The sequence below is a fragment of the Microcoleus sp. D3_18_C4 genome (assembly GCF_036702355.1).
Taxonomy (GTDB): domain Bacteria; phylum Cyanobacteriota; class Cyanobacteriia; order Cyanobacteriales; family Microcoleaceae; genus Microcoleus.
Genome location: NZ_JAUBTF010000008.1, coordinates 46,977 through 68,109, shown reverse-complemented (window position 1 = coordinate 68,109; position 21,133 = coordinate 46,977). Strand labels below are relative to the sequence as shown.

Below are 21,133 nucleotides of genomic sequence, written 5' to 3'. Positions count from 1 at the left end.
GTTGACAGTTGACAGTTGACAGTTGACAGTTGACAGGTGTCAGTTGTCAACTGCCAGCTCGCCCAAAAACGAATACAAGTTTCCGATAATCGTCGTGGTGAGCCCATAATTTTAGACCAAAGTTCCGGCTCCCAGATGAATCTGTGGAGCCAATCTAAAATCTAAAATCTAAAATCGACTGACTCAGTGGCGAGCGCCGAGAGTTTTACCCTATTTTTAATTTTCTCAGAACCGTTGATCTTTGTCAGACCTTTTAGGAGGCAGTGGCACCGCAGTGCCCGGAAAGCAATGCAAAGATTCTACAGATACTACAGCGTGCAGAGTGAATACCGTAGTTATCTGGGATGATGTGGTAACACCCATCACTCTAACGTTTAAAAAAAATTGCGAGGCGAATGACATGGAGGCCGATCGAATTCTGAGGCAATATGCGGCCGGAGAAAGAAATTTTCGAGAGATTAACCTCGTCGGGGCCGACTTAAAAGGGGTAAACCTCAGCGAGGCTAACTTTACCAGAGCGAATTTCCAAGACGCAAATCTCAAAGGCGCTAACCTGACAGGAGCGAACTTGCGCGAGGTGAAATTGGCAGGGGTGGACTTGACGGAAGCCAACCTCAGCGAAGCAAATCTCATCGGTACCGATTTGAGCCGTGCCAATCTCAGCGGGGCTAACCTGATGGGAGCCAACCTGCGCGGCTCAATGGCCAGAGAAGTCAACATGACCAAGGCTAATTTGACCGAAGCTAATTTGACCGAAGCCAACTTTACCGAAGCGAATTTGTTTGCGGCCAACTTAACCGACGCTAGCATGATTCGCATTAATTTGATGAAGGCAAATTTGAGTTGGTCAACTCTCAAAGCGGTAAACCTGACAAATGCCATTCTCAGCGAGTCGCTTTTAGAAAGAGCTAACCTGAATCAGGCAATTCTTAGCGGGGCGATGCTGAGCGGGGCCAACCTGACTGGTGCTGACTTGCGCCAAGTAACGATGATTGGAGCTAATCTCACCGAAGCTAATCTGAGCAATGCTAATTTGAGAGTTGCTAATGTGAGTTGGTCAACGCTGGCAAGAGCTAATTTGAGCGGTGCTAATTTGTACCGGGCAAAGCTGTGCTGGTCTAATTTTAGCGGGGCTATTTTGGTGGAAGCGGTTTTGATTGATGCTAATCTCAATCGAACTAACTTCCGCGATGCAGATTTGAGGCGGGCAATTATGCCCGATGGCACGACTAATGATTCTTAAAATTTGACTGTTAACTGTTAACTGTTAACTGTTGACTGTTGACTAATGACTAATGACTAATGACTATCACTGAATTATTGATGTTGGGTGCGGCGGGAATTTTTGCCGGAATTCTAGCTGGATTTTTGGGTATCGGCGGCGGTACGGTGCTCGTGCCTTTGTTGGTGGCTCTCAATTACGCTCCGGTGGAAGCGGTTGCTACTAGCGGTTTGTCGATCGTGATTACAGCTATTTCTGGCAGCATCCAGAATTGGCGCATGGGCTACCTCAACTTGAGTCAAGTCGCAGGCATCGGATTTCCCGCCGTCATTACAGCACAAATCGGTGCTTATTTGGCGGGGATATTTCCGCCTTACTTGCTGTTACTTACTTTTGGGTTGTTGCTGTGGTTGAATATTTATTTGATTGAAGTTCGCAAGCACCTGACAGCTAAGAAGAAAGCGGAACTAGAACAAGGGGAACTGGGAGGACAAGCGGGACAAGGAGAAAATGCTCAATTACCAATTAACAATCACGAATTACCCCATAATTCAAATATTTTATTCCATCCAACTTTTGCTAAAATTGCCACCGGCAGTGCGGCGGGTTTATTAGCGGGTTTGTTTGGCGTAGGCGGCGGCGTAATTATGGTTCCCCTGCAAATTTTGCTGTTAGGAGAAAGCATTAAAACCGCAATTCAAACCAGCTTGGGCGTCATCGTCATCACGGCAATTTCGGCGACGGCGGGACACGCGGCGCGCGGGAATGTTTTGTGGGTTGTGGGGTTAATTCTGGGGGGTGGCGGTTTGTTGGGCGCGCAGGTGAGCACGCGGTTTTTGCCGAGATTGCCCGATCGTATTGTTAGTTTAGCTTTTCGATCGCTCTTGGCAGTGTTATCGATTTATGTTTTCTGGCAAGCTTGGCAAAAATTTAGTAACGGGTAATTGGTAATTGGTAAGGTGCGCGGCCCGGCGCACCCTACGAAAGAATGCGGGAAGATGCCCGCGCTGCACCCTAGGAAAAACGAATAAGTAAGACTAATTTGCTGATAGTTTCTTCACGGCGCGAGTCAGACGCTGCAAATAAGGCTTGACAATTTCTTGATTTTGCCTCTGCAACTCGGACACTTGCTGCTGCAAATGCTGAATCTCGGTTTGCAGCATCCCTGTGTCTATTGTGGGTCGATCGAGCAAGTCCTGCAATTGCTGGAGAGAACCTTGGATTGTATCCAAGTCTACTTCGTTCGATCGCTCCTGTAACTGAGCCGTAATAGTTTTAACTTCAGTTAACTGTTCGCCCATCAATAAAAATCGGACGTTGACATTTTCCCAATCATGCTCTCTGAGGGCGCTATTTTCCAAAATGCGGAGTTTTTGCTGCAAATCGGACAGGGTGGTGTAGAGTTCCTGAGAGTCGGCCGGAAGCGCTTGGGCTTGGCGTTCGAGGGAGGCTACAGCAGCTTGTACCTCGGCGATGACGCCGGATTCCAAGCCGAGGAGTTTCTGCCGCAAGTCGGAGACGGCGGTGTAGAGTTCCGCAGGTTCTCCAGGTAGTATCTGAACTTGCTGCGAGCGACGTTCTACTGCGGCCTGTACGTCCGTAATCGCAGAATTTGCCTTTTGTTGCATTTGTTGCTCGAAACGCTGGCGATTGGCGAGATTTATCGAGAGTGCTGCGGTTAAAGGGGCGGCAGCGTAGACAATTTGGCCCGACAATCCTGCAGCAATCGTGCCAATAGCGGAACCAGCAACAGAGGCGTATTCTACCAATTCTAGCCAGTCCGGCTGGTTCGGGGCACTTCTGGAAGCTGGGAATGATGCTTTTTCAATCTTCTGCATAGCCTTTTAGTCGTAGTCGGATAGATGGCGATACCGACATGATAAAAGCGATCGGCAAATAAATCAGGCCTATTTGTCAAAATTTCCTGATTGTGGTATTTTCATTGACCGAAAGCATCCAGGATACAAGCCGCCGGATTCATCCGTCCAGAAATAAAAAACCTGTATCCGATGAAACTTGCCCCCAGAATTTATCCGTGGGGTCAATGCTTCAATCCTTTAATCTAAAATCTAAAATCTAAAATCGATTGACCTCCTGCCGAATACGTTCTGCGTTTAAAACGCTCAGTCTCAGGTAAAATTCAGGATTAAGTCGATCGCTCAAAACAGTTAACCAATAACCGTTAACCGCCATCTGTCAGGAGTATACAGAAAATGGGTCTTAAGATTATTGAAAGCTACGATAGCAGTTTTGTCCTCGAACCAGAGGCTAAAACTGCACTGTTCGGTTTATTAACCGGTGAAAGCTTTGTCAAACAAATAGCGCTACAATTGCAATGCTCGCGCATTGAGTTTGCCGAGTTACTTTTTCAGCCAGTCCCTTACAGCAGCGAGACGCCGAAGGGAATGCCTGCTGAATTTGAAAAGTATCATGAATCGAGCGATTTTGCGATCGTCAACGTCCCCCCTAATTTCATGTTCCAAGCCAAAATATTTAAACCCAGCCGCCTCTGTGCAATTTATCGAGTGTTCAAGAGTTAAGTAAAGGCTGGTTAATCTGTGGTTTAATCTTAGATCTAAAATCTAAAATCTAAAATCGGATGACAGAAGACATTCAATCTCTCGCCAGCTTAGAATTCATTCCATACATAGACTCTGAGGGGAAATTGCCCGATTTTGTCCAGGGAAAAATCGGCGTTTACGCGATTTTTGACAGCGAGAAAGTCCTGCAATTTGTCGGCTATTCTCGCGACATTTACCTCAGCCTCAAACAGCATTTGGTACGCCAGACCCAATATTGCTACTGGCTGAAAGTTCAAACTATTGACAAGCCCAGCCGCACAATTCTAGAAAGCATTAGAGAAAGTTGGATTGCCGAAAACGGTTCCCAACCCCAGGGTAACGGTGCCGATGCTGCCAAGTGGAACGATCCCATCGACACCAAAACTGTAATGACTGCCCAAGAAACGGCCAATTATGAAGGTATATTCGCCGATGAAATTGCCAAAGATAAATTGTTGAAAAATGTCGCGCGGCGGGTGGAAAATGAAATTTTCGCGCTGCTGAAAGATCGGGGCGTAACTGAAGAAATCCGGTTTAATCCTAAGCTGAAAACTAGCGGATTGCTGGATTTAAAGTAAATACAAACTCAGGACTTTAGTCCTTATTACGCACCTGTTTGTAGTAAGGAGTTTAGTCCTCTCTTTCAGGGCTAAACTCCTTACTGCGAACTTATAATATTTAAAATATTTTAACATTTAATATCGTTTCCGGTTGCATCGGTATTGTTCAAATTTCCAAACAGTCAACAGTCAACAGTCAACAGTCAACAGTCAACAGTCATTCCGGTGCAACCGGAATTGATTTAACAGATATCGGAATCTGCAAAATTAACTCGGTTCCTCGGCCCGGAGCAGAAGTACAACTGATTTGACCTCGATGTTTTTCCACTACAATATCGTGACTGATGGCCAACCCTAATCCAGTACCGCGACCTACAGGTTTCGTAGTAAAAAATGGGTCAAATATCTGGTGGCGCACTTCCTCACTCATCCCACAACCGTTATCGGCAATGTGAATAACAACGGATTTATAGTTTTGAGTGGCTAATATTGAATCTTGATTGTGCAGCGCAGCTTCTGAGTCAAAACCTACTGAAGTGCTGATGGTAATTTTTCGGGGAGACGATTGATTTTCCAGGGCATCAATAGCATTAGTTAGCAGGTTCATGAACACTTGATTTAACTCACTCGCATAACAGGTGACTCTTGGCAGTTGGCTGTAGTTTTTAATGACCTCTATCTCACCAGCTTTGTTTGCTCCCTTCAGCCGATGTTGCAAAATAACTAAAGTATTGTCAATGCCTTCATGAATATCCACTGGCTTGTACTTTTGTTCGCCAAGGCGGGAGAAGTTCCGCAAAGACATTACAATTTCGCTAATCCGAGAAGCACCCTCTGTCATCGAATTCAGCAGTTTTGGATAATCCTCTGCGATGAATTCCGGTTGAATCTCATCCAATTCGCCGATAATTTCTGCAACGGGGTGCGGATAGTAATGTCGGTACAATTCGACGAGGCGAAGCAAATCTCGTGCATACTCCGCCGCTAGAGCAATATTGCCGTAGATAAAGCTGACGGGATTGTTGATTTCGTGAGCAATTCCTGCAGCTAGCTGACCTAAAGAAGCCATTTTTTCCTTCTGTATTAACTGAGCTTGAGTTTTCTTTAGTTCAGTTACGCTTTGTTCGAGTTGCTGGGCGTAGGATTGTGTTTGCTGGAACAACTGGCGCTGCGCGAGTTGATTTGAGACGCGAGCGAGAACTTCTTGTTCGTGAAACGGTTTTGTGATATAATCTATACCACCAACTTCAAAGGCTTTGACTTTATCTAATACTTCATTCAAAGCACTGATAAAAATAACCGGAATGTCCTTGGTTTTGGGAGAAGCTTTCAATGCTTGGCAGACTTTGTAGCCGTCCATACCGGGCATCATGATGTCGAGCAAAATCAAGTCAGGAGGAGTTAACTCGATCGACCGCAGCGCTAGTTTGCCGTCGGGGGCGGTGCGTGTTTTGTACCCTTGCTGCGAGAGTATTTGAGCTAAAAGTTGCAAATTAGCCGGAATATCATCAACAATTAAAATATTCCCTTTTATGACGGGAGTTGGTTCGTAATTCATATCTAGTTCGGTAAAATAACCTTTATATAGCAATCCTTGCAGGAGTCGTAAATTTTTGACCCCACCCCAACCCTCCCCTTATCAAGGGGAGGGAGTAAGAAATTCACAAATGATTTAGGATGGCTATAGGTTTGTAGTGAGTACGATCGCCCGATCGCGTTTTATGAGGACGATCGTACTCATTACAAACCTATCTCATATCCTGATTATTTTGGTTCGGGATGGATGAGGGCTAGTATTTGATTGAACTGAAACTCGTTAGCCAAGGCGGCTAGAGCGCTAGCTAAAGCGTCATTACGATCGCGAATTTGCTCAATGTGGATCAGAATTAACTCTAAATCGCACTCTATTGTGGCTTTCTCTAAAGCTGCCAGCCAATCTGCGGGTAAAGCTGCCAGACTCTCTGGAGTCGGAGCCTCAATTTGAGTTGAATCGGGAACACTCTCCGGTTCACCGTAAATGTAACGCACTCCCAGATGTTTGTGCAGGGTGGCAAAAATTTCTGTATCTCGAAAGGGTTTGTGGATAAAGTCATCGCAATCATCTGATACAGTAACGGTTTGCGTTTCCTCGGCGTTACTGGCACTCACGGCAATAATTGCCGTAGCATGACCTTTAACGGTGGCTTTAATGCGTTTGGTCGCTTCATGTCCATCCATCACGGGCATCCACATATCCATAAAAATTAAGTGTGGCTCAAAACTCGACCACATTTCAATAGCTTCCATGCCGTTGCTGGCTTCTTCGAGTTCAAAGTCAAAGACAGCGAGGAGTTTAATCAGCAATTGGCGGTTGTCTAATTGATCGTCCACAATCAAAATACGATAGCGTGGCTGGTTGCGTTCCAGGGCTATCACCCGACGCGGTGGCTGTACGGGTTGAGTCGCCGGGGCATCAACGGCGCTGATGGGAATATCAAACGCGAAGGTGGTGCCGCGTCCTACTTCACTGCGTACGGTAATCAGGCCGCCCATCAGCTTGATAAACTGTTGGCTGATAGCGAGTCCCAAGCCTGTTCCTTGCTGAGATTTGGTTCCTGTTTTGGTTTGCACAAAGGCTTGAAAAAGCTGATCTAACTCATCAGCAGCTATGCCGGAACCCGTGTCTTCTATTTCAAAATGTAATTGGTAATTACTGATTGGCACTTGCTGATTTTCACCGTCTATAAATGCACTTACTCTTAACCTAATTACTCCGTATTTCGTAAATTTAATGGCGTTAGAAAGCAGATTAATTAAAACTTGACGTAACTTCATTTGATCTGTTTGCACGTATTCGGGAGTTTCGCTAGAGCAGTCAAATATTAACTGCAATTGTTGCTCCCTTGCCTGGAGTTGAAACATCTCTTCCAAATCGTTCAGCAGGCTGCTTAATTTAAAATCAGTTGGGTTGATTGTAATGCGCCCCGCCTCTATTTTTGCTAAATCTAATATTTGATTGATCAGAGCTAGCAAGTGCTCTCCGCTGCGGTTGATGATGCGGATATTTTCCTGTTGTTCGCGAGTCAGGTTGGTAGAGCGCTGCATCAATTGGGAGAATCCCAGAATTGCGTTTAGCGGGGTGCGGAGTTCGTGGCTCATATTTGCTAAGAAAGTGCTTTTGGCAAGGTTGGCAGCTTCTGCGGCCCAGGCGGCTTGTTGGAGCTGTACTGCTTGCTGTTGAGTGGCTTCTAGCAATTGAGCTTGTTGTAAGGCGACTCCCAATTGAGTGCTAATTTGCAGCCCAATATTGATTTCTGCTTCGCGCCAAGTGCGGGAGCCAGAATTTTGATAGCTGGCGAGCAAACCCCAAAGTTGACTGCCACAAAATATGGGAAAAATAACGTATGCTCTAGCTTGAAATTGTTTTAAAAGTTCTAGGTAACAAGGACTTAAACCAGCGCTGTATATGTCTTCAATTATGCGGTAAGGAACGCCTCTAGCATACATACCGCCTTGATTTTTTTGTAGATAGGTATCTAGCACTGGTGTACCGCCGGCTTGCATAGTTTTGACGGTACAGCGAGAGTCTTCGACGAGAGTGTTTGGCACATTAAAATCGTCGGCTTGTGGGATCAGAGACTTCCAGCCGGCAGCCATTGACTCGGCAACAAATTCCCCACTCCAATCAGGATTAAAGCGATAGATACCGACACGATCGCATTTTAGGGTTTGTCGCAGTTCAGAGGTTGTGGTTTTGAATATTGTGTCAATATCTAAGGATTGACGGATGCGATCGATCGATCGGGCGATGGCTTGTTCTCCCTGGGCGCTTTCTCGCAAAGCGGACTCGGCTTGTTTGCGATCGCTAATATCCAAGACAGTGCCGAACAAACGGATCAACTGCCCTTTTTCATCATAAACAGGTTTCCCTCGGACTTCAATGTAACTAAGCGAGCCATCTCTTCGGATCAGCCGCAGATCAATTTCAAAGCTTTGCCCCGACATAGCTTGATCGCGCACCATTGTCAGATAGCGCGATCGATCTTCTGGATGAAAACGCTCGATTAATTGTTCGGTTGGCAGCGGTTTTTGAGTTGGATCGAGCTCATAAATGCGATAGAGTTCTTCACTCCAAGTGGTTTTTGCTGTGGCGATATCGTATTCCCAACTGCCAATACGGGCAATTTTTTGGGCTTCCAGCAGTCGGGCTTCGGCAAACTGGCGATCGCTAATGTCGCGCGCTACCCAAACCGCAGAGCTATCCGACAGCGGCGAAATTTTAGCAGCAAACCAAACTTCTTGGTTATTAATCCGCAGACTGTAATCAAAACTAATAGTTTGTTGGGTTTCCAATGCCTGTCGAACTTGAGCGAAATAAATCTCCTCGCTGGCCTCCTGAAAAAATTGTTCGATGATGGAGTCGATCTGATTCGTATGATAGTTGTATTGAAAAATTCCCTTAGTTGGTATAATTTGGATGGTTTCTTCTTGAAGATCAAAAATCAATACACTATCTGTAATCGACTCAAATATTTTCACAAATTGCTCAGTCGAAGTGTAAAGTTTTTGTTCAAGCAATTTGCGATCGGCAATTTCATATTGTAATAGTTCGTTAGCACCAGCTAAGGCGTAGCTACGTTCTGCCACTTCGGTTTCTAAAGTGCGATTGTAGTCAGTTAATATTTTTTCAGATTGTTTGCGCTGTGCGATGTTATAAAAAGCATTGATGGCATAAATAATGTTTCCGCCTTCGTCAAAAATTGGTGTGGCGCGCACCTCAAAAGGAATAAATTTCCCATCTCGATGAAGTTCTACATCTTCAAGGAATACTGTTTGGCCACGCAGTGCTCGGAATGCGGGCAGCTCTTCAGTGGGATAAAGCTGGTTTTGGCGGTAGATTTGATAAACTTCTACTGCTTCTTCTAAAGTCGAATCCGGAATAGTTTCTACGCCGAGCCAATGCTTGGCAGTTTGGTTCAAGTACACGACTTTACCGGAGGTATCGTGGATAGATACTCCCGTAGGTATGGCTTCGAGAAATTGCTTGAGTTGGCTCTCTCTTTGCGCTAAAGCTTCATTTAAAGATTTTTGGTCTGCAAAAGCCTGTTGCAGTTGCGCTGCCATAAAATTGAAGGAATTGGCGAGTTCTCCGACTTCATCCAAGCGTTTATTTTCTAAAGGTTGATCCCATTTTCCTTTGGCAACATTTTTGGCGGCGGTATTCAAACGCATAATTGGCTTTGTTACCCAACGGGAAGTCAACAATCCGATCGCGATCGCCAGCGGCAGTGTACCGATCAATAACCACAATGTATTGCGCGTATTTGCTTGAATTGGAGCCATGAAATCAGACTCTGGCACCACCACCACAATCAACCAATCCAAGCCACGGAAATCTCGATAGGGAGTGACGCGGACAAACTGCCTATCGCCCTTGCTAGCCAAGGTAAATCGCTGGGTTGTTTGCAAAGTGCGGAGGTTGCCAAATCGGTTGGCGAGTTGTCTAGCAATATCTCGCGTTTGGGCATTCTTACTGTTGATGGCTAGCAATGGCGTCGGTGGCTTTTTTGTTGGCGTCACCAAGGGCGTTTCTAGTGTGGATGTGGCAATCAGATTGCCCGATCGATCCATAATAAAAGTTTGTCCTGAAGCCGAGAATTGCAGCCTAGCCAGAAAGGTATTGATTGCCGAGAGTCCATTATTATCTGTGAGGCGATCGCTAATTCGCTCTCCTACTTGTTCGATTAGCTGATGCGCTACATCTTCGACTGATTCCTGACTACTTTTGAAAGAAAGATAGCCCACTAGCCCAACTACACTTAGCGTTTGCAAAACTAACGGAACAATCAGAACCGTTCGCAGCGGCAGCTTGCTGAAAAATTTGGCGGTTAGGCGGTTGAGCGGATAAATGGGCATGGGTGTGAACCAATTGCGCTGATAATCGTATTTTAACTGCTGGAGCGTGCCTTTCCCGGCAATTGGCGCGCCCTAAAAAATGTGAATTTTTCCGCCCGTTTCAATATAGGCAACTACCAGCGAAGATTGGACCCTGCTGTCAAAATTTGCTTCTGTCAGTTCTGTTTTTAGCTGTTGGGAATTTGATTCAGTTTTACTTGCAAAAATTGTGATAAATTTTCTAATTGCTTTGTGTTTGTCGGCAATCCTGTTATTAATGAAAAGCCAGCGGGGGCGGGTTTATGAGTTTGTAGATTATGGGCGATTATTATTGGTGAACCCGCCCCTACAAGATTTAACATCATACAAATCCGAATCAAACGGAAGTGATATTATTTGTGGGTTCATCGAACCCGATCGCCCTAATGCCCATTTGTTAACTTGCCTAAAACGGTGGCGAAGAGAACGGGTTCGATCGGCTTTGTTAAGTGTTCGTTGTAACCAGAGGCGATCGCCCGATCGCGGTCTTCTTCGCTAGCATAAGCTGTCAGCGCCACGGCCGGCAAGCGCTTGATTTTGTCGGATGCGGACGATCGCACTTTGCGGATCAGCGAGTAGCCGTCCTCAACGGGCATACCGATATCACTAACTAAAATATCCGGCGGCGACTGCTGTAAAATGTCGATCGCCTCTGCAGCCGTTGCAGCAGCAATCGCAGTCGCCCCGCACTGTTGGAGGGCAACCATCAAAAACTCGCGGTTGTCGGGTTCGTCGTCAACTACCAACACCTTTAAACCAGCCAAAATACCCGGAGGCGTTGGATTGGATTTCCTTTCCCCTCTCAACTGCGGCTGCTTACTCCGACGCTGTTTGAGAGGCAGTGTCACCGTAAATGTCGCACCCTGGTCTTTACCGGGACTTTCCGCAGTCACAGTGCCCCCGTGGAGTTGCACCAAGTGCTCGACGATCGCCAATCCCAGTCCCAAACCGCTCTCAGCCTTAGTTTTCGAGGCGTCTGCTTGTCGGAAGCGATCGAACACGTAGGGCAGAAAATCAGCAGAAATGCCCTTTCCGGTATCGCTGACAGTAATTTGCACGTAATTGGGTGATGAAGAATCGCTAACAGCCACCGCAGACAAGCGCAGTTGCACAGTTCCCCCCGAAGGCGTAAACTTCACGGCGTTAGTCAGCAAATTCCACACTACCTGCTGCAACCTCGGGGCGTCGCCCCACATCAAGCCGACTGCGGGGTCAAGTTCTAACGAAATGGTGACAGACTTGGTTTCGGCTGCCAAACGAACTAAATTATGAGCCGCCTCGATCGTCCTTACCATGTAAAACCAGCCGGGTTTCAGAACCAGCTTGCCTTGAATAATCCGGGAAACATCCAGCAAATCTTCCACTAGCTGGATCTGCACCTTCGACTGACGCTCAATGGCTTCCAAACCCGAGGCTAATTTATCTTCGTTGTAGGGATGGGCGCGCAGGATCTGTGCCCACCCCTGAATCACATTTATAGGCGTTCGCAATTCGTGGGAAAGAGAGTCTAGAAACTCGTCTTTCCGGCGGCTGATCGCTTCTGCTTCCGCCCGCGCGGCTTGTTCGCGATCGAGCAACTGAGCGCGTTGGGCCTCGACTTGCTTGCGATCGCTGATGTCGGCGAGGATCGACATACAGTTGATATTGCCGTTGCTGTCGCGGACTGGAGTTGCCCACCAACTGATGTCGATCAAGCTGCCGTCTTTCTTTTGGCGGTGGGTTTCCATGCCGACGATCGCGTTTCCTGCGCGAATTTTTTTCAAATTAGCCGTAAATTCCTGCCGCTTGTCTGCGGGAACGCAGGGCACAAATTGACCTACCGCTTCTGATTCATGCCAGCCAAAAATCCTCTCGGCGGCTGGGTTCCACATTTTCACAGTGCCGTCGTCGCAGTCCAAAAGGGTAATTGCTAGGGGACAAGCCTGAATCAAGGCTTCTAAAGTTTGATGGATGTGCGATCGCGCCTCTTCTGCTTGTTTGCGATCGGTGATATCGACGTTCACCCCGATCATCCGCAAAGGCAAACCCCCATCGTCCTGAAACACCTTAGCCCTGCAAGCAATCCAGCCCACGCTTTTGTCCGGGCGGCAAATGCGAAACTCTATGTTTAATTCCTCCCCGGACATCGCCCCAGCCTTTACCTGCTTTTGAGTAACAGCGCGATCGTCTGGATGCAACATTTCCACCCAACTTTGATAGCTGTCGATACCACCGGCCGGCAGCCCGTACAAAGCCTCTAACTCCCGTGTACACGCGATATCCCCGGTTTCGATGTTCCATTCAAAAGTTCCGATTTTGCCTGCTTGCTGAGCGATTTGCAGCCGTTCTTGATTGTGTTTGAGTTCTGCTTCCACCCGCGATATCTCGGTCAAGTCGATGTAGAATGCGACGATCGTCTCTGGTTCGCGATCGTCCGGGGACAGAGTGGTTCCGCCCATCAGAACCGGCACGCGGCTGCCATCTTTGCGGATGTACTCTTTCTTGAAAGGAGTTGCCACTCCCTGATCCCGCAGTTCTTGGGCCGCCAGGGCGTCGAGGTGCAGGTATTCGGGGGGGGTCATCCTGTCCCACCGCATTTTACCCGAGAGCAAGTCTGAGCGGGTGTAGCCGACCATGTTGAGCAGGGATTGGTTGGCGTAGGCGATGCGGCCGCTAAAATCGCCGATCGCAACTCCGAAAATATTTGACTCAAACAGCCGCCGGAATATGGCTTCGCTTTGCTGCATTACCCGTTTTGCTTGGTTGCGATCGGTAATTTCGGCAATCACGGTGCTGACTCCCAGCAGCGTTCCTGATTCATCGCTCACTGGGTAAAAGCTGATTTGCCAATCCCGCAAAACTCCCGGCTGTTGCTTGGTTTCGGCCTTAACTTCCAAGTCGAGCACGGGGGTTTGCGTCGCCAGCACTTGGCGGTAAATCCGCTCTACCATATCGGCCATTTCGGGAATTACTTCTCTAACGGTGCGCCCGATGTGCTCTGCGATCGATCGGCCGTTGATCGCAGCGAGGCATTCGTTCAGGCGGATGTAGCGCAAATTGGTATCGAGAAAGCACAGCCCGACTGGTGTAGTCTTGTAAACTAAGTCGAGTTCTGCTAGTTGGCGGCGAATGCGTATTTCGTTTTCTCGAAGTTGATTTTGGGCTTGTTTGCGATCGGTGATATCGAGTACGAAGAATGCTCCTTTGTCTGTGCATCCTTGGAAGTTTCCGCCGCCGACTAAAACGGGGAAGCGCGTGCCGTCTTTGCGGAGATATTCTTTTTCAAAAGGCGCGCAACTTCCTGATGCTTGGACTTGCGCGAGGGCGATGCGATCGAGTTCTTGATATTCCGGCGCGGTGAGTTCGAGCCAGCGGATCTGTCCCGAAACTAAGTCTTCCCTCGTATATCCGATCATTTCCAGCAAGGCGTCGTTAGCGTCCGTAACTTCGCCGCTGGCATCCCAGAAACCGATGCCGATCATGTTAGATTCTACCACGCTGCGGAAGCGCATTTCGCTTTCCCGCAAAGCTAATTCGGTTTGTTTTTCTGCGGTAATATCTGTGATAATTAGGCCTACTCCGATTATTTCTGCCCTTTCATTTTTTACTGGGTAGTAGTTGGCGAGCCAGTAGCCGAAATATCCCGGTTTTCCATCAGGTTCGCCGCTCATTTCTAAGTTTAAAACAGGCTGACCGGTTGCTAAAACTTGCTGAATTATCGGCGCAAATTTGGCTGCATGTTCTGGCAACAATTGCCGGAAGTCTTGGCCGAGATGCTGTTCTATCGGCAAACCGTTGAGTTCTGCTAAAACTTGATTTATACGGATGAAGCGCATTTCGCGATCCATAAAGCAAATCGCTAGGGGAGATGCTTCTAATAGCGAGTCAATTAAGGCGAAGGATTGCGATGTTTTAGATAGTGCTTCTTGCGCTTCTGTGTAAAGTCGGGCGTTGTCTAGGGCGATCGCCACGCGGTATGCTAAATCTTCTAGCATTGCCATGTCTTCTGCACTGTAGCGGCGGCCCAACTTCTGCGTAAAGCAAGTGATGGAACCCATTACCCGCCCGCGAGCCCTCAGCGGTACGCAAGCGTGAGATCCGATATTGAGCGATTGCAATATTTCCAATTCTGCTGCATTTTCGGCTCCTGCTGCTAAAATCTCCTCATCCACTTCGGCAATTAGTTCGGATTTTCCGCTGCTGATTACCAGCGGATAGCCGTTAACAGCATTTTCGGCGCTCAAACTTCGGATGCTCAAGTTATTAATAGTCTCAACCGTTGAGGGTTCTGCGTGAGCCACAGCGACTAGACGCACTTTTGAGTCGGTTTCGGTCAAATGAATGCAGCACCCATCAGCGATCGAATTTACGGCTAATTCTGCTACCTTTTGCAGCACCGTTTCCCCGTCAAACGCATCAGCCAGCATTTTGCTGACTTCTGCTAAAAATGCCGAGCGCTGCTGTTCTATTTCCGCTTTTTCCCTCGCTGTTTGCTCGATTGTTAACTGCAATCTTTGAGTTTCGGCAAGTTTTATTTCTGTGATATCGCGGGCGACAATTAAGGCTGATTCTGGTACGCCATTTTTGTCAAATTCTGGAACTACGCGGGATTGATAACTTCGGATGCCGTTGATTGAGAAGGCCTGAAATTCGACAATTTCTTCTCGACCTGTTTCTAACACTTTGTGCAGGGTTTCATCCCACATCTGGCACAGTTCCGGCGGCATTCCTATTTCTTGACTGGTTTTACCCAAAAAGAATGAAAGCGGTTTTCCTTGGGTTCTTTCAACTGCTTGATTGACATAAATATAACGCAGATCTTTGTCAGTGCGGATAATTACATCTGGCGTATTTTCTAGCAGCGTTCTCAGTTGCTGTTCGCTGCTTGCCAAAGCTGCTTGCGCTTGTTGTCTTTCCGTGACATCTCTCACCGTGCCCACGTATCCGATGAGTTCGCCGGAGTCGGAGAACATCGGCGAGGAACAAACGTTAATCCAGCGCACAATCCCCTGTGGTGTTTGCAGGCGATACTCGATCGCATAATCCCCACCTTTCCGAGTATAATTCAGCCATCGGGCCAATACGCGATCGCAATCTTCCGGGTGAATGCAATTCTCCCAACCGTCTCCTAAAAGTTCTGTCAAACTTAAGCCGCAAATAGCCTGACAGCGAGGGTTTCCATAGGTGTAGCGCCCCTCAAAATCTGCCATAAAAATGCCGACAGGCGAACAGGAACTTAAACAGCGAAATCGTTCTTCTTGAGCTTGCAGCGCTTCTTTAGCTACTGTTAGTTCTGCTGTGCGTTCTTTAACACGACTTTCTAGCTTAGTGTAGGATAAAGCCAGGGCTATTTCTGCTTCTTTGCGGTCAGTAATATCGATCCCCGTTCCTATCACATATTCTACCAAACCCTCGCCATCTGTCGTCACAGTATTCGACCAAGAAATTAAGCGCTTCTCGCCGTTTTTACTGCGCCAATAGTTTTGATATTCGCTGTTATAATTTTCGACTTTTAGCTGGGTAAAAACTGTTTTAACCGGCTCTATTTCTTCGGGAATTAAGAATAAATCCCAAACATATTTATTGATTACTTCTGCTGCCGAGTATCCTGTACTTTTTTCGCAAGCTTGGTTAAACCGGACAATCCGGCCTTGGCTGTCGAGAACTACAATCAAGCAAGCCGTCGTCTCAATGACTTTGGAAATAATCTTACGTTCTATTTCTTGTTCTTGTTCTACGGACTTTAAGCCAGCATACCAAGCGCTAACCATTGCAGTGGCCAAAAGTAAGATTACAGGAGCTGCCTGGTATGAAAACAGTAACAGAGTTGTCAGCAGTAAAGCGGTGCCGGCACTCAATGTAGCAATTTTGTAAGATGTAATGGGTGAGGTCAAGACCTGAAACCGACTCATTTTTATTGACCTGTAGCGATGGCGCGATCGCACTATTGCTGATGTCGATGAAACAACCTGGTTAAAACTTAGTTAAAACTAAGTATTTATTTTTTCTATACAAAACCACATTTGTCGGCTCTGTGCCATCTTCCCAGAGACAGATTGGCATGGGGATTTCTGCTGAATCAACTGCTATCATAGATCAAGGGACAAATTAGATTATCTAATTTCTGGGAGCAATAAGCGAGTGAATCACAAGCTGGCAAAAATTATCGGGTTATTTTTCGCAGCCGCCACCCTCTTTGGATTCGTCGGTTACGCGCTGCAAAATCCCAACTTCGCCAGCAACTCAGCGATATCGATCGGCTTCCCCAATCTTACCACCCTGGCCGCCGGGGCGATCGACAACAAACGAGCTCAAATCTATCTCAACGGAACTTGGCAATTTGTCCCCGCAGTTGGCAACCCCCAAACCCCCCCCGTCTCCCCAAATTGGGGTTCCATCTCGGTGCCGGGAGACTGGCAAAAAGAAAACAACGAATCCGTACCCGGAATCATCACTCGCGGCATCGGCAAAGATTGGGAAAACTTCAACAGTAAACAACTATCAAAAGCTTGGTATCAGAGAAATATAGACATTCCCGGCGACTGGACAAACCGCCGAATTTTTCTCGACTTAGCCAGAGTCAGCACCGATGCAGTCATCTTTGTCAACGGCATTAACTGCGGTCAAATCCCCTGGCCCTACGGCACTATTGAAATTACCAAAGCAGCCAAACCAGGTCAAAACACCCTATCTATTTTAGTGGTGGCAGTATCCGATGAAAAGGAAAAAGCCGTCATCATGGGCCCCACAGAAATCTACACAGAAAAATCCAACTTGCAATCGCGGGGAATCATCGGCGAAGTAAGGCTTCTGAGCCTTCCCCCAGGCCCGCTAATTAGCGACGTATTCGTCCAAACTTCTACCAGAAAAAAGCAAGTTAAATTAGATGTAGAACTCAAAGACGTTGCCCAAAGCGGTCAAGTTAAATTAATCGCGGAAATGCTCGACGAAAAAGGCAAAGTACAACAAAAATTCACCGCAACTGCCAAGGTTCAAGCTAAACCAATTCAAACCGTCCAAGTTCAGTGGAATTGGCCAAATCCCCGTCTTTGGGATGTCGGGAAACCAAACCTTTACACCCTGCAATTAGAAGTAAAAGGCAGCGGCATAGACACGCAATACCACCAACCTTTTGGCTTCCGCGAATTTTGGATAGAAGGGCGCCAATTTTTCTTAAATGGAACTGAATTTCGGCTGCGACCAATCTTGCACTCGGATACTTGGCAAGGCGGGACATTAGAAGTGGCGGATAGCCTAATTGATGGCTACGTAAAAGCAGGTTTTAACATAACAGAAATGTGGCCTTGGAATCACGACGAACGGGGTAGATGGCACTTCCGAGAGTTATTTTCCGAAAGAGCAGACCTCAAAGGTTTTCCCATTATGGCTCCCGCTTTAGACATTAGTCCTATCGCTTGGAACGGCAAGTGGAAGAACCCCCTGTGGAAAAACCGCTGGAAAGACCGAATGGTGACAGAAATGCGCCGCTACCGCAATCATCCATCAATATTAATGTGGGCGACAAGTCCTAATTTTTTCGGCAACGCTGACGACCTAAATCCCCGTCGCATCGGCAAAAGCAAAGTAGAAGGAACTCTCAGTCCCTCGGACAACCAGCGTTTGCGGGTCAACACTCCGCTAGGAAATGACGCTATAGCTGCGATAAAATCGGCTGACCAAACCAGACCTGTGATGGTACACCAAGGCGCAAACTTCGGTGATGTTTATGCGCTGAATTCTTATTTAAATCTGATTCCCTTGCAAGAACGAGAAGAGTGGATTTCTGAGTGGAGCAAAACCGGGGAAAGGCCCTACATGGCAGTCGAGTTTGGGACTCCTCTGCACGCAACGATGATGCGGGCCCGCAAAGGTTTTGGTCAGGCAATTCTCAGCGAACCTTGGATGACTGAGTTTACGGCAATTTATTTTGGCAAGCAGGCTTACGAGTTGGAAACATCCGCTTATAAATCTAAAATTCGCGAGCAATTTGTCAAGGGTCAGGAGTATCAAAGCTGGCATTTTCAAAAAGAGTTGGATTTTGCACCCGCTTTTCAAAAGTTGCAGCATTTATTCAGTACAAATACTTGGCGGAGTTGGCGGACTTTTGGAATGTCTGGGGGGATGATTCCTTGGAATGACGGACATGGTTGGGAAGTTTCCGAAGCTGGCCGAAAAAAGGTAGATATTGGGGCATTTCAACCGGGTGGCAGGGGAGTTTATTTGAAGCAAGTCTCGAATAATCTTTTGAATTATTTGCAGCCCGAAGCTTACACTGTTCATCCTGGGGGCGAGGCAATTATGAAGAATAATAGCTCGACTTTGGCTTGGATTGCTGGTGCTAGCCCGGTTTTTACTGCGAAAGATCACAATTTGTTCGTGGGCGGAAAACTGGCAAAGCAAGTAGTGTTAATTAACGATACGCGGGCCGCGCAAGAATTTTCGTTTAAGTGGCGAGTTTTGGTGGGGGGCAAAGAAGTAAAAAAAGGCGAGCAAAAAGGGAGAATTGAGTCGGCAGGCACGCTGTTTTTCCCAATAGACGTAAATTTGCCAAATACCATTTCGAGGAAGGCTGACGGCGAAATTCGCTTGACTGCACTGGTGGGCGATCGATCGCATTCTGATACATTTGCTTTCCGCGTTTTTCCCAAGCAAGCCAAAAGCAAGGATACGCTGACAATCTTCGATCCAGCGGGCCAAACATCGGCTATGTTAAAACAGTTAGGTTATCAGCTTGTACCGTGGAATGGTTCGCAAGTTTCATCGCTATTAATTATCGGTAAGGAAGCGTTTTCTAGCGGGGACAAATTGCCGGGAAGTTTAGAAAGTTTTGTCCGAAACGGCGGCAAAGCAATTGTGTTTCCTCAGCGCCGGGACTGGCTGCAAAATAAGGGTTTCCGGGTTGCTGCCCACGTCAGTCGCCGCGCTTATCCAGTTGACAGCAACCACCCGGCAATTAGCGGTTTAGACAGTGAAGATTTGCGGGATTGGGCGGGGGAAAGCACGTTGGTTGAAGCTTATCCAAATACAATCCAAACTGGCCCTAATTTGAGTCCGGCAAATAAACCTTGGTACGGCTGGCGTTGGGGAAATCGTGGCGGTGTCAGTAGCGCTTCAATTGAGAAACCGCACCGCAGCAGTTGGCGCCCAATTTTGGAATCTGAGTTTGATTTAGCTTATTCGCCGCTGATGGAATTGGATTACGGAAAAGGGCGGCTGATTTTAAACGAGTTGGATTTGGAAGACCATTATTCTGTAGATGCTGGGGCGGCGCAGTTAGTGCAACAAATTGTGAGTTATGGGATAAATTCTCCAGTGGTTGGAAAGCCGGATCAAGTGGTTTTAATTGGGGGAGATGAGGATGCCCAAAAATTGGACAGTTTGGGGGTAATTTATCAGCGCGCTAGTTCGCTTTCTAATGATGTTGGTTTGGTCATTGTGGGGAGAGAAGCGAATCTGAAAGATGCAGATTTGCGCGGTTATTTGAATGCTGGCGGAAAGGCGTTTTTCTTGCCGCGTCAAGTGCCTGCTGCGGGTTTGGGCGTGGGTTTGCAGCAAGCGCAGGATTTTGGGGGTTCGCTGGCGGTTCCGAGTTGGGATGAGGTGAAGGGGGTTAGTGCTTCAGATTTGCGATCGCGCTCTTTTTATGATACTTGGTTGATTAAGTCTGGGGGAGAAATCGGCGCTGACGGTTTGTTAAGTCGGGTAAAAGTTGGCAAGGGTGTGGCGATTTTCTCTCAGATTGAACCGGACAGTTTGAATGCTGATACTAAGACTTATTTGCGTTTTACTCGCTGGCGGCAAACCCGGGCAAATGCTCAGATTTTGGCTAATTTAGGGGCGAGTTTTAAGGCGGATGGGTCTGTGTTTAACGGTTCGAGTCGGGAGTTTTATCACTGGGATTACAGAACGGATTTTGAGAAAGGGGACGATCCTTATCGGTATTATCGATGGTAGGATTTTTTAACCGCAGAGGGCACAGAGGACGCAGAGGAAGAGAAGAGAGATGAATAATTTAGTCCGGGACGCATTTAGATCGAAGAAACCGGGTTTTTTACTAAATCTGTGGTTTGCAACGAAGTATTTTCGTAAAAAAACCCGGTTTCTGGAGTCCGGTGCGTAAGTCCTAATACTGTTAAATATCAAAGGTCAAAGTGTCGCCTGAAGCGAGGGTCTAGTTTGTCGGTTTTCTTTTGGTTGCAGGTGCCGCAGAGGGTTTGCAAGTTGCTGATGTCGTTGCTGCCGCCGCGCGCTAGGGGGATGATATGATCGATCGTGAGTTGAGTTTCTAGTTTGGTTTGACCGCAGCTTTGGCATTGGTATTTATTGCGAGTAAATACGTATTTTCTGACTTCGGGGGGAATGGGGATTCTTGGGGTTTTAGACATGATTATTTTTAACCGCAGATGAACGCGAATGAACGCAGATGTTGGATGGATTAGCTGGGAGAGTTTTCTTGATTGAGAAGTTGGCGGCGCAAATCGTCAAGGGGAGATTCTGGTTTGCTAGTTTCTGATTCGTTGTTTTCTGGTGTTTCTTTTAATTCTGGTTCGTCGGGGCAAAACTCTATAGTGACATTCAGTTTGATCTTCATCTTTCCTTTCTTCCAGCCCTGAGCACCCACTCTGAGAATTTCACAATCTATACCTTTACCAAACCAGTTCTCATGTAAAAAACGTCTTTGGTTGTCACTATAATCTATAACAATATCTAGTTTCTGTTCGATTAACGAATTAGTGAGTGTCTGTCCTAACGCAGGCAAAACTCCCTTTAGTGTTTCCTTTAGTCTTTGTACTTTAAGCATTGCGTTACCGAAAGATAAAACATCATAATTACCGCAGTGAATATCAAATTTATCTTTCATGTTAATCTCTAAGTGCTTTCAACTTTTATCCTAACTA

11 protein-coding genes are annotated in these 21,133 nt (G+C 47.0%); 5 read left to right on the top strand and 6 right to left on the bottom strand.

What is annotated here, in order from left to right; genetic code table 11:
* Positions 1 to 400: 400 nt before the first annotated feature.
* Positions 401 to 1,243 (top strand): pentapeptide repeat-containing protein, encoded by an 843-nt coding sequence (locus QUA90_RS05980; protein ID WP_333388556.1) that lies wholly within the window; start codon positions 401 to 403, stop codon positions 1,241 to 1,243.
* A 59-nt stretch (positions 1,244 to 1,302) separates the two neighbouring features.
* Complete coding sequence (locus tag QUA90_RS05975) at positions 1,303 to 2,166, top strand: sulfite exporter TauE/SafE family protein (RefSeq protein ID WP_333388472.1); 864 nt, start codon at positions 1,303 to 1,305, stop codon at positions 2,164 to 2,166.
* A 93-nt stretch (positions 2,167 to 2,259) separates the two neighbouring features.
* Here QUA90_RS05975 and QUA90_RS05970 read toward each other — a convergent pair whose 3' ends face one another.
* Positions 2,260 to 3,060: a hypothetical protein gene (locus QUA90_RS05970; protein ID WP_333444360.1), complete on the bottom strand. Its 801-nt coding sequence runs from the start codon at positions 3,058 to 3,060 to the stop codon at positions 2,260 to 2,262.
* Between the two features lie 375 nt (positions 3,061 to 3,435).
* Here QUA90_RS05970 and QUA90_RS05965 point away from each other — a divergent pair, with 375 nt between their 5' ends.
* On the top strand, positions 3,436 to 3,762 hold the full coding sequence (locus tag QUA90_RS05965; protein ID WP_333329315.1) for a hypothetical protein: 327 nt from the start codon (positions 3,436 to 3,438) through the stop codon (positions 3,760 to 3,762).
* Positions 3,763 to 3,821: 59 nt separating this feature from the next.
* Complete coding sequence (locus QUA90_RS05960; RefSeq protein WP_333329312.1) at positions 3,822 to 4,361, top strand: GIY-YIG nuclease family protein; 540 nt, start codon at positions 3,822 to 3,824, stop codon at positions 4,359 to 4,361.
* Positions 4,362 to 4,560: 199 nt separating this feature from the next.
* On the opposite strand, the gene QUA90_RS05955 is transcribed toward QUA90_RS05960, so the two are convergent.
* The 3 genes from QUA90_RS05955 to QUA90_RS05945 form a co-directional block, all read right to left on the bottom strand.
* Positions 4,561 to 5,901, bottom strand: a complete 1,341-nt coding sequence (locus tag QUA90_RS05955; RefSeq protein WP_333329906.1) for a response regulator — start codon at positions 5,899 to 5,901, stop codon at positions 4,561 to 4,563.
* Between the two features lie 206 nt (positions 5,902 to 6,107).
* Positions 6,108 to 10,238 (bottom strand): ATP-binding protein, encoded by a 4,131-nt coding sequence (locus tag QUA90_RS05950; protein WP_333444358.1) that lies wholly within the window; start codon positions 10,236 to 10,238, stop codon positions 6,108 to 6,110.
* Between the two features lie 401 nt (positions 10,239 to 10,639).
* Entirely contained in the window at positions 10,640 to 16,147 is a 5,508-nt protein-coding gene (locus tag QUA90_RS05945) for a PAS domain S-box protein (RefSeq protein WP_333444356.1), read from the bottom strand.
* A gap of 229 nt (positions 16,148 to 16,376) precedes the next feature.
* Between QUA90_RS05945 and QUA90_RS05940 the strand changes: the two genes are divergently transcribed.
* On the top strand, positions 16,377 to 20,189 hold the full coding sequence (locus QUA90_RS05940; RefSeq protein ID WP_333444354.1) for a glycoside hydrolase family 2 TIM barrel-domain containing protein: 3,813 nt from the start codon (positions 16,377 to 16,379) through the stop codon (positions 20,187 to 20,189).
* A gap of 185 nt (positions 20,190 to 20,374) precedes the next feature.
* Here QUA90_RS05940 and QUA90_RS05935 read toward each other — a convergent pair whose 3' ends face one another.
* Positions 20,375 to 20,620 (bottom strand): HNH endonuclease, encoded by a 246-nt coding sequence (locus QUA90_RS05935; protein WP_015179287.1) that lies wholly within the window; start codon positions 20,618 to 20,620, stop codon positions 20,375 to 20,377.
* 50 nt (positions 20,621 to 20,670) lie between these two features.
* Positions 20,671 to 21,096, bottom strand: coding sequence for a KGK domain-containing protein (locus tag QUA90_RS05930; protein WP_333444352.1), 426 nt, complete (start codon positions 21,094 to 21,096; stop codon positions 20,671 to 20,673).
* Positions 21,097 to 21,133 lie beyond the last annotated feature (37 nt).

Coding starts and splice junctions, on each gene's coding strand:
- QUA90_RS05975 (WP_333388472.1), top strand. CDS start 1,303: ATGACTATCACTGAATTATTGATGTTGGGTGCGGCGGGAATTTTTGCC.
- QUA90_RS05930 (WP_333444352.1), bottom strand. CDS start 21,096: ATGAAAGATAAATTTGATATTCACTGCGGTAATTATGATGTTTTATCT.
- QUA90_RS05945 (WP_333444356.1), bottom strand. CDS start 16,147: ATGAGTCGGTTTCAGGTCTTGACCTCACCCATTACATCTTACAAAATT.
- QUA90_RS05950 (WP_333444358.1), bottom strand. CDS start 10,238: ATGCCCATTTATCCGCTCAACCGCCTAACCGCCAAATTTTTCAGCAAG.
- QUA90_RS05935 (WP_015179287.1), bottom strand. CDS start 20,620: ATGTCTAAAACCCCAAGAATCCCCATTCCCCCCGAAGTCAGAAAATAC.
- QUA90_RS05980 (WP_333388556.1), top strand. CDS start 401: ATGGAGGCCGATCGAATTCTGAGGCAATATGCGGCCGGAGAAAGAAAT.
- QUA90_RS05955 (WP_333329906.1), bottom strand. CDS start 5,901: ATGAATTACGAACCAACTCCCGTCATAAAAGGGAATATTTTAATTGTT.
- QUA90_RS05960 (WP_333329312.1), top strand. CDS start 3,822: ATGACAGAAGACATTCAATCTCTCGCCAGCTTAGAATTCATTCCATAC.
- QUA90_RS05965 (WP_333329315.1), top strand. CDS start 3,436: ATGGGTCTTAAGATTATTGAAAGCTACGATAGCAGTTTTGTCCTCGAA.
- QUA90_RS05970 (WP_333444360.1), bottom strand. CDS start 3,060: ATGCAGAAGATTGAAAAAGCATCATTCCCAGCTTCCAGAAGTGCCCCG.